This window comes from Mongoliitalea lutea, from assembly GCF_014652135.1.
GTDB lineage: Bacteria > Bacteroidota > Bacteroidia > Cytophagales > Cyclobacteriaceae > Mongoliitalea > Mongoliitalea lutea.
This window is the reverse complement of record NZ_BMYF01000010.1, coordinates 59,949-75,230: the sequence shown is the minus strand read 5'-3', so window position 1 is coordinate 75,230 and position 15,282 is coordinate 59,949. Positions and strand designations below refer to the sequence as shown.

Annotated in this window: 7 protein-coding genes; 1 reads left to right on the top strand and 6 read right to left on the bottom strand. The window is 40.5% G+C overall.

Annotation, left to right across the window (positions count from 1 at the left end; all coding sequences use genetic code 11):
- Positions 1 to 3: 3 nt before the first annotated feature.
- The 6 genes from IE080_RS09560 to IE080_RS09535 all read right to left on the bottom strand — a co-directional run bounded on the left by IE080_RS09560 (position 4) and on the right by IE080_RS09535 (position 12,386).
- A complete protein-coding gene (locus IE080_RS09560; RefSeq protein WP_189581280.1) occupies positions 4 to 3,339 on the bottom strand; it encodes a VCBS repeat-containing protein in 3,336 nt (1,111 codons plus the stop codon).
- Between the two features lie 160 nt (positions 3,340 to 3,499).
- Positions 3,500 to 4,993: a RagB/SusD family nutrient uptake outer membrane protein gene (locus tag IE080_RS09555; protein ID WP_189581277.1), complete on the bottom strand. Its 1,494-nt coding sequence runs from the start codon at positions 4,991 to 4,993 to the stop codon at positions 3,500 to 3,502.
- 18 nt (positions 4,994 to 5,011) lie between these two features.
- A complete protein-coding gene (locus tag IE080_RS09550) occupies positions 5,012 to 7,996 on the bottom strand; it encodes a carboxypeptidase-like regulatory domain-containing protein (protein WP_189581274.1) in 2,985 nt (994 codons plus the stop codon).
- A 538-nt stretch (positions 7,997 to 8,534) separates the two neighbouring features.
- Positions 8,535 to 9,602 carry a DUF4249 family protein gene (locus IE080_RS09545; protein ID WP_189581270.1) on the bottom strand — a complete coding sequence of 356 codons (1,068 nt, stop codon included), beginning with the start codon at positions 9,600 to 9,602 and terminating at the stop codon, positions 8,535 to 8,537.
- Positions 9,603 to 9,607: 5 nt separating this feature from the next.
- A complete protein-coding gene (locus IE080_RS09540) occupies positions 9,608 to 12,004 on the bottom strand; it encodes a TonB-dependent receptor (protein ID WP_189581268.1) in 2,397 nt (798 codons plus the stop codon).
- 151 nt (positions 12,005 to 12,155) lie between these two features.
- Complete coding sequence (locus IE080_RS09535; RefSeq protein ID WP_189581266.1) at positions 12,156 to 12,386, bottom strand: addiction module component; 231 nt, start codon at positions 12,384 to 12,386, stop codon at positions 12,156 to 12,158.
- Between the two features lie 150 nt (positions 12,387 to 12,536).
- On the opposite strand from IE080_RS09535, the gene IE080_RS09530 reads away from it, so the two are divergent.
- Positions 12,537 to 15,167, top strand: a complete 2,631-nt coding sequence (locus IE080_RS09530) for a DUF5686 and carboxypeptidase regulatory-like domain-containing protein (protein WP_189581263.1) — start codon at positions 12,537 to 12,539, stop codon at positions 15,165 to 15,167.
- Positions 15,168 to 15,282 lie beyond the last annotated feature (115 nt).

Below are 15,282 nucleotides of genomic sequence, written 5' to 3'. Positions count from 1 at the left end.
ATTTTATTTACTCCACTCATAAATTAACGGTCTTTCATTTGATCGTGTCACCAAAATCTTGGTGCCGGTATTTGTTTTTAGCTGTTGTATAGATCGGATTTCACCCGGTATATAAATCCCCGAACTTGCTGCATCCACGACTTTCCAGTTAGTTGCATTGCGCTCCATCAGCCATCCGTAACTTCCCATTTGTATGCCCCACTCAGGCTTGATTCGGGAATGATTCCCTCCTACTAACACATACTTATTTTGATCCGGTGCTGTTACCAGTTGCCCATGGAAAATGGGGGAATATTGAAGTTCTGAGGGAAGGTTTTCCCGCACAAATGTACCATTCTCTTGTTGGATATAAAGCTTGGATGCTAATTCGTGCACTTCCCATACTACACTTCTACCTAAGATTTCATCGCTTACCAAATCTTCTAAGCGCTTATCTTTGAAACTGTCAAAACTGAGTAATTGCTTTCGCCAACTTGGTAATTGTTTGAGCAATGCCTGTTTCAATACAATGGGATACGCATTCGAACCCTCAAACTGCGTGATGATTTGCTCCACACTTCCATTTTGATCAAAATCATTCACAAACATCCTTAAGGGTTTGGAAGGAGCAGCTACAAATCTGGAATTCTCCCCAAAATTTCCAACAAAAAGATCGAGTTTACCATCGCCATCAAGATCTTCTACCAATACATGATTGTAAAATCCATTCAAATCACCCAAACCAAGGGATTTACTGATATTTTCAAGCATCTGTCCATCCCTCTCATACACCGAAATTGGAATCCAATGACCGACGACTACCAGTTGCTTACGTCCATTACCCAATAAATCCCCCCACCAAAGGTCCCTTACCATCCCTATAGAAGCTAATTCAGGGATACGTGCCGATGTTTCATCTGCAAAGGTTCCATCCCCTTTATTGACTAGCAAACTCAACCCAACAGGCACACCATACGCAAAAGGAATGGTTCGGGTAGCTACTAAAATATCATCAAACCCATCTTGATTGATATCTAAAGCAATAGCTTTAGAGCTGCTCTCATAACGTATGGGTAGTGACTTATCCTGCTTAGAAAATTTTCCCTTTCCATCGTTGACATACAATCGGTCTTGATAATTGGGATTCTTCAGAGAAAACTCCAAACTACCACTCAACACATACAGGTCAGGGAAACCATCTCCATTGACATCGAGCACGAGCGCATCCACATCCTCAGGAAGTGCATCCTCTGCAAAGCTTTGGGAGAGCTTAAAGGAGCCATTGGTTTCTTGAATCCAAATTTGAGAGGCTTGTCCACGGGCACCAGGTAGAAAAACATCATCCAGCCCATCCTGATTAAAATCAGCAATGACAGCTTTTGGGCCTTCATTGGATACCATTTTCATCCGAAGCCTATCCCGATCAAAATCAACAAAATCACTCTCCTCATGCTTCCAATCAATTTGCTGCGGTGATAATCTAAGAAGTGGGGCTACATGTACAGGCTTACTTAAAGTATACGATTGCTGCGCAGATAAAGGGGATAAATCCAGTATCTGATTCACTGCCACATCCCTTAAGATAGTTTCTTGCTTACTAGGCCAACGCACAATAATCGAATCAATTTTGGTATGAATACCTAGCCCCAAATGTAGCCGATGATCAACCGATGACATGTAGCCTTTGACAGGGTTGTGTTCTGCATAATAAAGCTCCGGCCCAGCATGCACACTTACCTGCGTTCCAAAATATCCACCAAGATTGAATTGGATGTAGGAATTATCATGCAGTTCACGAGCGTTATTTTTTAAAATAAATGCCTCCCCATTGAGATTATTGATGACCAGATCCAAATCCCCATCATTATCCAAATCAGCATACGCTGCACCTGTGGAAAAGGTCAATTGGTCCAGGCCACTTTTCAGCCCTATATCCTCAAAACGGTAATTTCCGAGGTTTTTAAACAGATAATTCCTCAAAGGATTGGAGGGAAATTCATCGATCATCTTGGTCAGGAGAATGGAATCCCGCTTAAACTGTGCGATTAGATTCTGATTATTGACATAGTAATCTACATAGTCAAAATCTGTGAGGTCTTTTACAATTCCATTGGCTACAAAAATATCTTTCAGACCATCATTATCGGCATCAAAGATTAAAGCTCCCCAAGACCAATCTGTGGCATGAACACTGGCAAATCGGGAGACCTCGGCAAAATGAATTTCTTTGGAATTAGGTTTATAGCCCAAATTCCTTTGTAAAGTATTGCGGGTAAATTGATGAAAATACCCAGCCTTGACATTCGCCTGATATTTATCCCAATCCTCAAAAGGGGTTTTGGTTTTGACCCGGTCCCAAGTTGCAGGAAGCATCTCGGTAACGAAAATATCTTGCCAGCCATCATTGTTCAAATCAGCAATATCTGCCCCCATAGAACCCATGCTGATTTCAGTCATCATGTTTTCCAAGGCCTCTGTGAATGTACCATCACCATTATTGAGATAGAGGTAATCCTTTTCAAAAAAATCATTGGAAACGTATAAATCAGGCCATCCATCACGATTCAAGTCAGCCACAGTCACACCAAGACCATATCCAATCGCGGAACCGTAAATACCGGCTTCTTCGCTGACATCTACAAAATATCCTCCATCATTTCGATAGAGTTTGTTGCCTCCATCAGGATCTCTAATATCCCGTTGCCCTACTCTCAGATCATTGATACCGACTGAACGTGCTGAATTGTTGAGCAGGTACATATCCAAATCCCCATCTAGATCAAAATCAAAGAACACCGCATGTTGGGATAATCCTGTATCTGCTAATCCATATTCATGGGCCATTTCAGAGAATGTCAGGTCACCATTATTGATGTAGAGAGCATTGTGGCGCTCCTCTCCACCTAGAGGGCCTGATTTACAAATATAAATATCCAGCAATCCATCTCCATTCACATCTGCCATACTTACACCTGTGGACCAAATACCGGGCACAGCCAAACCAGCCTGTGCTGTAATATCTTCGAATTGAAAATTACCTTTGTTAAGGTAAAGTTTATTTTCGGCTTGATTCCCTGCGAAAAAAATATCCACTAATCCATCATTATTGATATCCCCAAGGGCTACACCAGCCCCATTATAAAAGTTTCGGAATGTGTAGGGATTAAATTTTTCATCATACACCAAATCATTTCTAAAATCAATACCCGTATGGGAGGATGGTAGCAACTCAAATAAGGTCTCGTCTTCTGAAGAGCGCGTAGAATTACAGGCAAAAAGGCAACTTCCAATAAAGACTAAAGCGATTAAACGACTAGCATCTTTTACAGCACAGACAAATAAATCATCAATTGCCTTCATTACTGAACCAAGAACTATTGTGAGTGGAATTTTAAATCGCATACCTGCTTTACAGCCAATTTCAGGGAGTGAAGTTGAAAAAAAGATAACTAAGAAGCTATAAAAATTAAAAAGAAGTGTACCAAAAAGGCACACTTCTTTTATAGTTATTCAAGAAATATTAATAACCTGGATTTTGTCTCAAGTTAGGGTTAGCCTGCAACTGATTCTCAGGAATTGGGAATAAGTTTCTAAAGGCTGGAGAAGCATTTTTCTCCCACCATGGAGCATTAAATCTACCAAAACGAATCAAGTCAGATCTTCTGTGACCTTCTGCAAATAATTCCCTACCTCTTTCTGCTAATAATAGGTCAGCATTTAAAGTAGTCAAAGCAGGTGCATTGGCTCTTTCTCTAACTTGGTTTACAAAGTTAAGCGCAACAGCGGTGTTTCCTTGTCTCCAAGCAGCCTCTGCTTTCATCAACAAGACATCAGCATAACGGAAGATTGCAAAGTCATTGTCCAAATCGGGACCTTGTCCAACAGGAATTTCCCATTTGTTAATTCTTGTACCTGCTTGTCTCAAAGCATTAGGCGCTAGCATATTAATATTTGGAGTAAAATTAATTGCTGGTCCATCAGGATCTGCTGGCTCAACAGAATCATCAATGATTGGTGTAACACCATCAGACTCAAACTGGGGACCTTCTCTAAGTGAAGCTTTTCTGGTATCACCATCTTCAAAGCTATTATAAAACTCTTCCAAAGCAGCATAACCATTCCATGGCTGCTCTTGTAAGTCAAATGTCAACTGAGAAGAATAGTGATAAGTCATTTGATGAATGTTAAAACCACCTGCATTGTTAGCATCATAAGGAAGTGTAAACATGTTTTCGGGCGAATTGGAATTATTCGCAGAAAAGTTTGAAAAGAAATTTGGAGATAAGCTGTAAGGACCTTCATTGATGATTACATCTAAAATTCTTTCAGCGTCTGCCCATCTTGCTGTTCCTGTATACACCTCTGCATTCAAATACAATTTGGCAAGAATCATATGTGCAGTCCAGTAATTCAAGTTAGTTCTTGTATTGTTTCTGGTTAGCAAATCCACATTTTCCAAAATACTGTTTTCAATGAATTGAAACACTTGTTCTCTTGTATTTTGAGCAGGACTACCACCTCTATCAGTTTCACGAATAATTGGCACATTTCCAAAAGTATCGATCAACCATAAATATGCTAGTGCTCTAAGGGTTCTAAGTTCTGCACCTAACTCTTCCAAATCAGGAAACTGCTGCAATAAGAGATTACATTCAGCAACTATAGTGAAAGGATATTGCCATGAACCGTTCAAAGGACCATCTACTGACAACCATGTATGTCTATGCGCTCTTAACCAGATACCTCCATCTTCCCAGTCAGCACCCTTTTGAGGAATTGCCAATTGATCCGCTGTCACTTCTAATACACTGTATAAGCCACCGTGGCTACCCCAGTTCCCTACTACTGCCGAATAAGCAGTTTGCTTCAACACCTCGATAAGCTCAGGAGTCACGTTATTGTTCAATTGCTCTTGGGTAATCCCAGAAAGTACCTCCTGCTCCAACTCCCAACATGACCCCATGGTCATCGCTACCAGGCTCCCGACGAATAATGATTTAATTGATCGTAACATATATAATTTAGGTTTATGTTATTTAAAGGTTATTGTTAAACCCGCAGTCCAGATTCTTGGCAAGAAATAAGTATTCCTACGCTCAATACCTGGGGCCAACGGATTTGGATTAAACACGTCTTCTGTATCCGTCCATCTAACTTCAGGATCTACACCTGAGAATTGTGTAATAGTAAACAAGTTTTGAACACCTGCATACAGACGTAAGTTATTGATAAAGGCCGATGTAGATGGTACGTTGTAACCAATTTGAAGGTTATCCAATCTCATGAAATCTCCTGGCTCCAAGTACAAGTCAGAGAACGTTGGTGTAGATGTAACCAAAGGATTGGTAGGAGTGTTTCGAGTCAATACAGAATTCCATGTTAAGGAAGCACCATCAGCATTTTCGTAGAATCCTCTGAAGGAGTTGTAAATCTGATGACCCCAACTACCTCTTAACAAGAAATTCAAATCCCAATTTTTGTAGATAAAGGTATTTGAGAAACCGAAATCACCAATTGGCAAACCATTTCCTAGTCTTTCAAATTCTTCTGGATTTTCACCTGATAGAATATACTCTCCTGCATCTGTCAAACCTAGCATACGTGGACCCCAGAAATCACCGATTCTTTCACCTTCTCTATTCCATACGATCGGGTTATTGTTTTGTCCTGGAGAACCTGGAATACCTTGTCTAATTTCAGGTAACTGAATAGAGCCAACACCAATATTACCAAATCTTGCTCTTTCATAAATGGTGAAATTCAAGGAAGGAATCCAATCTACCACCCCTAATTTAGTACCGTTTAACTGAGCCAAAAATTCAAAACCACCGGAGTTCAACTCACCAATATTTGCCCAAATGTTAGAGGCTGTGTAGAAGTTACCCGGAGCAAATTCGTTAGGCGCACCAACAGGTACTTCAACATTGAACAACAAGTCAGAAATAGTTCTCTTGTAATAATCAATCTGACCAGTGATTTTTCCGTTCATGATTCCGTAGTCTAAACCAATCGTAAATTCTCTGGTAGTTTCCCAACGCAACTGAGGGTTAGGGTTAGATAACTGACGAGGGCCGACAAAAACAGAGTTGATAGGCTGATCAGGGTTTAACGGAATTCTGTTACCATTACCAAACACACCTAAAGCTAACGTAGCAGATGGAGGCAATTGACCCACGACCCCGAAGGATGCTCTTGGTTTGAATTGATTGAAGATACCCATATCAAAAATCTGGGTAAAATCAGCACCTAAGGATACCGCAGGGAATATACCTGTTTGATTATCTCTACCAAATCCTGAATATGTTTCCGCTCTTACGGATGCATTCAAGAAATAAGTATTGTTATAGTTAAAACTTGTTCTTGCAAATAGAGAGTTCAAAACAGATCTTTCTGCAAATGAACTTAAAGCTGTACCAGGACCAAATCTCAAACCACCTGCGCCCAAATTATTAGGGCCTACATCAAATAGGAATCTTGCGACTTCCATGTTATTAGATCTCTCATAGAACGTCTGTGTTTCACCACCTAATAAGAATGTGAAGTCCAAATTGTCAGCGATCTCATTTTGGTAACGGATGGTACCATTCCAAATAGATTGAGTTCTAGTTTCCATGTTTTGTCCAGCTTGACCAAATCTACCGAATCCCACATCGAAGTCCTGACGAGACCAGAAGTTACTTCCTAATCTTGTAAATCTATCCTGAGAAAACTGAGATGCAACAGTCAAATTATCTGTAATATCAAACTCAACTCTGTAAGAATAAATAGTAGCAGCAATTTCATTGGTAAAACGTTGCTGATTTATCAAAGCCACTGGATTATAAAAATCAAACAATTGTCTCTGGAAATATCCACCAAATCGCTGAGCGGCTTCTGTATCCTCGAAAATCGGCGCTGTTGGATTGTAGATAGTCGCATACCTTACAGCCTCACCATTGACGTTGGTCTCATCGATATTTGTATAAGACAAGTTCAGATTCATTCTCAATCGGTTATTTAATGCACCATGATTTAAGTTGAATCGGGTATTCAATTGCTCTCTGTTTGTACCTTTTACGATACCATCGTTATTACGGTAGTTGACAGATGCTAAAAATGAAGTATTTTCAAATCCACCTGTAACAGAAGCATTTACTGTACCATTCAATGCTGTCTGCGTTACTTCTCTTCTCCAATCTGTACGGGAACCGAAATCAACACCACCTCTTTCTACAAATTGCTCTGGAGACAATACTGGAATAAAGTTGGTTGGCTGCTCAGCAGAACCAAACGTATTGATCGTTACAGAAGAAATTCCTTTTTTCGAAGTGCCTTTTTTGGTAGTAATCAAGATTACACCGGCAGCACCTCTAGTACCATAAATAGCCGCAGCAGATGCATCTTTCAATACATCAAAAGATTCGATATCATTTGGATCCACTGCATCGATAGAAGCACCGATGACGCCATCCAATACAATCAATGGAGATTGTGCAGCACCGAAGGAAGAGATACCTCTCAGTCGAAGTTCAGGTTGCGCATTTGGGTTACCACCCGGTCTTGATACGTTCAAACCAGCTACCTTACCTTGTAATAACTGGGTAGGATTCGGGAAGTTACCTCGGTTAAATTGCTCTGAACTTACAGAGGCAACTGCTGATGTGATTTCCTTTTTATCTTGTGTACCATAACCAATAACGATCGCTTCACGAAGACTTTGAATATCTTCCTCCAATTCAATGTTAAAGGTAGACTGATTACCGATGGTGATCTCCTGTGCTGTAAATCCAACAAAAGAAACAACCAACACCTGATCACCAGGCTGAACTGTTAATCTAAAATTACCATCCAAATCAGTAGTAGTACCTCTTGTGGTACCCTTGATTAGGACAGTTACTCCCGGAAGCGGGTCCTTCAAGGTAGCATCCAGGATGGTTCCTGTTACCTCCCTGCCTTGCGCAAATGCTGCTGCTATACTGAACATCATCAGCGAAGCAACTAACACATACGTCTTTACTTGTTGTAAATAATTTCTCATAGGGTTTGTTGTTTTGAAAAAAACGGTTTTGGTTTATGTAGTTAATTTCAAATCTAAAATGAGCGATTAAATTGAATTTTGCAATTATTAACAAATGCCACATATCGGTTTTGCAAGAAATGATGTTAACAGAATATTGGTATTTTTTAATAATCAGTAACCAAATAAAGTTTTTGTTAGTGATTATTCAACCGAAAACGTTTGAATTTTTCGAATAGTTAAAATTTTTAGTTTTTTTTAAAAAAGTGAAAATTCTTAGCAGCCAACCCCTCCCTACATTTAAATCCATTCTTTTGGAAATACCCCTCATGTCCAAATTAAATTTCTTTTGACTACTATTCTTAAAAATTAAAGCAAAAAAAGCATGAAAACAGGGCCGATTAACAAAAGATTTGCTATCAATTCTAAGTTGGTCAAGTGCTATCCAAATCTTAATAAGGCGATTCAATAAAAAATAGCTGGATTGGACCACAGTCCTTGAATAATCCTGTAACCATTTGCCCTTAGACTTACAAAGTTAAAAGATTAGAAAGTATCATTATTCAAACACCCACCAAGATGGTCGCTGACGGATTATCCTCCGACCTTGCGCTCTCTCCTCACATCTGAGACAGGATGCTGGGTAAGATGTAATCGAGCGAGTCGGAGAAAACACACATGGTCGCTGTAAAAAAAATGGAACATCGTCTGACGTTGTAAAAAAGCGTGTCTTTTGAACCTTGGCCACTTCAAAAATCCCTAACACCCGCTCTTCTTCATCGGAGATGTTTCGGAAATTCCCAGTTACAGGTGCCGGTGGTGTATCAAATATCCCTCCTTGGTTACTGATGGCAACCCTGATTTTTTCCCAATATTCATACGTTTCCTGATTCAAACTGTATTGAAGGATGGTAACAAAAAAAGGATTCAAAAAAGAATCATCCACATTCCTTCTACCAAAAAACAACTCCACCGAGCGTGTCTGTGTACCAGCAGTGCTAAACAAATTGATTCTATTAGGCTCTATCACAGATTGAATAAAACAAGGCTCAATTACCGGTGTAGATGGGCCAGAAGCCGGTATATCCAGCAAAGTCCAAAGGTACGTTTCCTCGGCGCTCCATCTCAGATACAAAGGCTCAGCGGCATCTTCAATTGTAGAAGATCCAAAGACTTCGAAGGTTGGTACTTCGATCCGTGTATCCGTTAGGATACTGGTAAATCTAAAATCCACTTGGTCTTCGGCATTTGATTCAGGCATTCGCTCAAAAGATGACTGGTATACTTCATTATTAATTTCGACTATTAGGGAGTAAGATGTACCAGGGATACCGGCAACACCTTCTAATATATAATCTCCGTTACCCGAAGGACTATACTGCCGAAGCAGCCCAGTATCTGATAGTAAAGAAACCCTAGCGTTGTTTACTGGAGCTTGAACTAAACCGAAATTTTGTGTGACCCCAACATTTACCTTATGTACACTTTCTGAATCATCTGTAAACAATCCATATATCACCACAAAACCTCTTTCCGTTTCTCCAATAAAATCCAAGGGATCTACGCAAGAATTCCATATAAGTAAACCAACACTTGCGATCAAAAATCTATACATCTTGTCTTTCATAGCGCTTAGAAATTAACCGTGTAAGCCATCGTAGGGAAAATGGACCCTAAGATGGACAATTGAAATGGACGGAGGCGTCTGGATTGGTTTTCCCGTTCGAAAAAAACCGAATAAGCATTCCTGCGACTTAATACATTATAAATAGAGAAATTGAAAGAATCATTCCATTCTCTAACAATGCCGTTGGTCAGGTACGAGAAATCCAAGCGTATATAATCTGGAATACGGAATTGGTTTCTATCTCCAAAATCTGGCACAAAGATACCTGCGATAATGTAGTTGGCCGTCGGAGCAGTTACAGGCCTGCCGGTAGAATAATTGAAAGAAGCATTGAAAAAGCGCTTTTTCCCCAAATTAACATTCCCCACCAAGGACAGAATATGTGGCCTATCAAAATTGGTAGGAAACCATTCTCCTCGATTAACTTGGATTTCCTGAAAAGGCGCAGTAGTTCTGATAAGGGAGCGACTAAAGGTGTAGGATAGCCAACCTGTAACTCCCCCTCTATTGCGCTGGATCATCAACTCTGCTCCATAAGCCATTCCCTCCCCTTGCACCAACTCAGTTTCGATATGTGGATTGAGGAATAATTGGGCAAAATCACGGTACTCCAATTGATTTTGCGTAGTCCGGTAAAATCCTTCCACAGAAGTTGACCAATCATTCTCCTTGAAATTCCTAAAATAACCCAGGGAATAATTAAATGAGCGTTGCGGCAGGATATAACTGGTACTGACCTGCCATAGATCTATGGGTGTAGGCCCCGTAGCGTCCGAAATAGTTTGTAGATACTGATTCATCACAGAGGCACCTGCTTTGACGGACTGTCGGTCATCCAAAGCAATGCGGAAAGAAAACCGTGGCTCAAACCCTCCATAATTTACAATTGGTCCCGACTCAAACGCTACTCTATCGACAATATTCAGGCGTGAAATTGGCAGGTTTTCTCGGTAAATAAAGACAGAATCAGGACCATTTTGCTGGTAAAATGAATATCGTGCTCCTAGGGAGAAAGAGAATGTTTCAGAAACATTCCAGTCCAAACCTACGAATGGCGCCCATTCCAATCCTTGTTGCTTGTTAACTGTGGCTGGAGAAATTCCAGAACGCTCATTTAATGGTTCCCTTCTCTCAGGTTTCATCTGATAATTAACTGCCTCCACCCCAAAGGTAAATTCAACAGTCTCTGTGGTCCACAGTGCAGACAATTTACCCTGCTGATACTGCAATCCATTAGCTATTTCAAAAGCGTCGTTGGGCGAAGGTTCAAAAAAACGATTGGTAAAATCCCCGTAAGCAAGCATACCTATAAGTGAAAAGTTGTCTGAAAGTAAATTCTTACTGGTCAGTGAACTTACGGTATTATTCCAGCGAAAACCAAATTGGTCAGAAAACTGAAATCGGTCTCCTGTGTGCAGGACATTCCACTCTAGCGTATGCTTCTGGGAAAATCTATGCGTAAGCCCGGCATAAACGTCACTGAAATTAAGTCGGCTATTGCTTACATCCAACTGATCTACTGTACCCAGCTTCCAATTGAGATTAGACCTCCTCAACCCAGCTATAATACTGGTCTTATCTGTTTTGATTGGTCCTTCCAACATTAACTTGGTAACTGCTGTACCGAGGGAGACCGAACCTTTCCAGTTTTCAAAATCTCCTTTACGCATATCAATATTGAGTGCAGAAGCGCTTCTTCCTCCAAATTGAGCCGGAACATTTCCTTTATAAAGAGCAAAATTTTGCACCACATCCCCATTGAATGCTGATAAAAACCCAAGTGCATGATTATTGGATAATACGATCGCCTCATTCATCAAAATAAGATTCTGATCTGCTTGGCCTCCTCTGATATTTAAGCCCGCTGAACCCTCTCCTACGGAAGTAACGCCTGGCATACTTTGTAAAACATTGAACACATCCGGTTCCCCCATCAATGCTGGTACTAATTTCAATTCTTCAATATTCATCTTGGTCACTCCTGTGATGGGACTTTTGACATTCCTATCCCGCTCTTCTGCCATGACCGTAAACATCTCCAATTGAAAGTCCAAATTACTAATGGAAGCATCCAAAACTGCATCTCTGTAAATATGGACTATGTAAAAATCCGCTTGTTTCCCAAAGCGCCTGAAAACAATCCGGTGTCTCCCGGAGTCTAAAGGAAAAACATACAAACCATTTTTATCGGTATTGACTCCTGTAAAAAATCCGTCAATATGAATGGCTACATTATCCAAAGGTAGACCAGTTTCCTTACTAGTGACTTTACCCGTTAGCAGGTATTGCGCTTTTTTTATCCCACCCTCATATTCAAACCGAATTTCTTTAAATTCATTTTGAGCGATGCCGTCTGTAATAAAACAGAACATCAAGACACATGAGAGCAATAATCTCCGCATAGTAGTTTTGGCAGGGAAGGTTTCAACGAAACTCTTCTACAAAACTAATTTTTTACTGGAGAATTACAAAAGGAATTAGTTTCTTTAATTGAAGCGAAGTGGCATACTAAAAAATCAGTTGCAGGATTTCAAATTTATTATGTGCATTACTTTAATTGATTTGACTTTTTATCCTAGTTTTAACTATTTCCCAAAAAGTAAATTCAAGCTGTCCATTTTCATATTTTTCCAATCTGATATCCAACTCCTTTTGTTGTTCTTCACTTAATAAAAGAGTATTCTCCTCCAGTTCTTTTATAATCTGAAGCTTTTTAAGGATTGAAGTATCTTCGAGTTCGGTAAGCCAATGAATCAGGTCGATCTTGACAGATTGTATATCCAAATCGATTGTTATTTTACACACTAAAGGTAACGAATAAATACTAAAAATGATTTACGCTTAATAAAAGGATGATTGTCTACTAATTTTATGAAATTTATTACTAAACTTAACAGTTTTCACACTCGTTCAAGAGTTTTAATCATTGACTGCATGAAACATACCTTCCTCCTGTTGCTTTTTATAATCAGCCTGCCACTTGTAGGAACTGCACAGGGTATCCGTGGCAAAGTAAGCAATGACCGGGGAGAGGAATTACCATTTGCCTCTATTTTTATCCGAAACCTTGGCGATGGCGTTCCTACCAACCAAAATGGATATTATGAATACAAATTGAAACCTGGATTTTACGATGTGGTAGCCCAATACCTAGGCTATTCATCCGTAATCAAAACGGTAGAAATCCAAGATAGCTGGGTTCAATTGGATTTTGTATTAGACGAACAGGTGTATGCATTGCAAGAAGTGACGGTAAAGACCGGACAGGAAGACCCGGCCTTGACCATTATGCGCAAGGCCATTACCAAAGCCAAATTCCATAGACTGCAAGTGGAGGAATACAGTATGATGGTCTATCTGAAAGGCACAGGCAAACTGACCAATGCGCCATTTTTTCTCAAAAAAGAACTGGAAAAAGATGGACTTAAACTAAACGAAGCCTATACCACAGAATCAGTCTCCCAAATCACCTTTCGCCAACCCAATACCGTTACCGAAAAAGTCATCAGCATCCGCAGCAGCGGCGACAATAATCAGACCTCCCCTGCTCCTTATATAGCTACCAGCTTTTATAATCCCAAAATCAACGAAGCAGTCTCCCCTTTGGCACCTAATGCCTTTGCTTATTACCGCTTTAAATACGAAGGCTCTTTCATCGACCAAGGAGTTATGGTCAACCGAATTAAAGTCACACCACGCTCCAGAGGTGAACGTGTCTTTGAAGGGACGATTTACATCATTGATGATTTGTGGGCCATTCATAGTCTGGACTTAACCACTTCCTTATTGGGTTTTCAAATAGGAGTCAAACAGCTCTACACCCCTGTTGCCGACAATGTATGGATGCCAGCCACCCATACGTACACCTTTGGAGGAAAGTTTTTTGGCTTTGCAGGGGAATACACCTACTTGGCATCTACCAGAGATTATAAAATCACACTCAATCCTGACTTATTGGTAGAGACCAAAATCATCGATGAAAAAGTAGATGAGGTACCCAAGGAAATCACCACATTCAACCGCAAAGAATCTGCCTTGGAGCAAATGGCCAATGCCGACCAAATGACCAAAAAGGACTTCCGCAAGCTGATCAATCAGTATGAAAAAGAGGCTGCACAGGAAATGGAAGAACTGGAAGTTGTCTCAGAGCGGAATTACAGCATAGACTCCTTGGCAACCAAACGGGACTTGAGCTATTGGGATAGTATTCGTCCTGTGAAATTAACTGATGAAGAAATCAGAGGATACATCCGGGATGATAGCTTGGCAGTCATTGAAGCAGCTAAGACTTCTGATGTAGATAGCATTGCCAAAAAAGCCCGAAGAAAATTCAGCCCCGGAGATATCCTGACAGGAGGACGCTACAACTTTGGCAAAGGAAAAACACTTGCTTTTGACCAAAACTTCACCAAATTTTCCTTCAATACAGTAGAAGGGTTTAAGGTGGGTTTATCGGGTTACTATCGCTTAGAAAAAGTGGAAAAGTTAGCCGATTCTGTGACAAGACATGTGCGTTCATGGAATTTTAGTCCAGAACTCCGCTATGGTTTTGCCAGTCAACAATTCTATGGAACTATGGGCATTCGACGTTCCATTACTATGGGACGCCAAAGCACTACTTTCGGGGTTCAAGGAGGTCGGTACATCTATCAATTCAACACGGAAAATCCTATTCAGGAACAAGTGAATATGCTCTACTCCCTACTTTTTAGACTCAACTACATGAAACTTTTTGAGCAGGATTTTATAAGAGCCTATTACTACCGCAGATTCACCGATGCCTTCACCTTCCGAACACAAATTTCCTGGGCAGAGCGGAGAATGTTGGATAACAATTCCGATTTCAGCTTTTATAGAAGACCGGAACGGGTGTATACTTCCAACACTCCTGAAAATATAGAAGCAGGTCCTGCGGCCTTTGAAAACCATCAGGCATTTATATGGTCAAGTTCCATTGATTGGAGACCAGGAATGAAATACCGCATCCGAAACGGACGTAAATCGCCAATTTACGATTCTGCTCCACTAATCAATCTAAAATATCGAAAAGCTATCCCAAGCTTGACCAATGACATCAATGCAGCGGACTTTGATTGGGCCGAAGTCGGAATCGAACATTTCTTCAATTTTGGCGTCAGCGGAAAACTGGACTACAACCTAACTGCTGGTACTTTTCTTAACAATAACCGGGTAGGCTTTATGGATTTTAAGCATTTTGGAGGAAATCGTACGGTCTTTGCCAATATGGGTGTGGCGACCAATTACCGGTTTTTGGATTATTACCAATACAGCACGAGTTCCAATTATGTCAGTGCCATCGTTCACTACCAGTTCCGAAAATTCCTCCTCACCCAACTGCCCATGCTGCGCTTCTCAGGCATTCGGGAAAATATCTTCTTCAACTACCTCAAGACTGAAAACAGCCCACATTATTGGGAAGCGGGATATTCCTTGGATAATTTGTTCCGATTGTTCCGCTTGGAGATGGGTGTTGGCTTCGAAAACAGCAGCTATCAGCGAAGTGGTGTACGATTTGGGATCGCGAGTTTTATCAATATCAATTGAAAAATGACAATAAGATTTTAGAGCTGGCTGAAACATCCCAAGCTTCATTTATCATTACAGGAAACACCAATCATTTCACATTTCAGCAGCATAAAACCACTAGAATTGTTTCTCC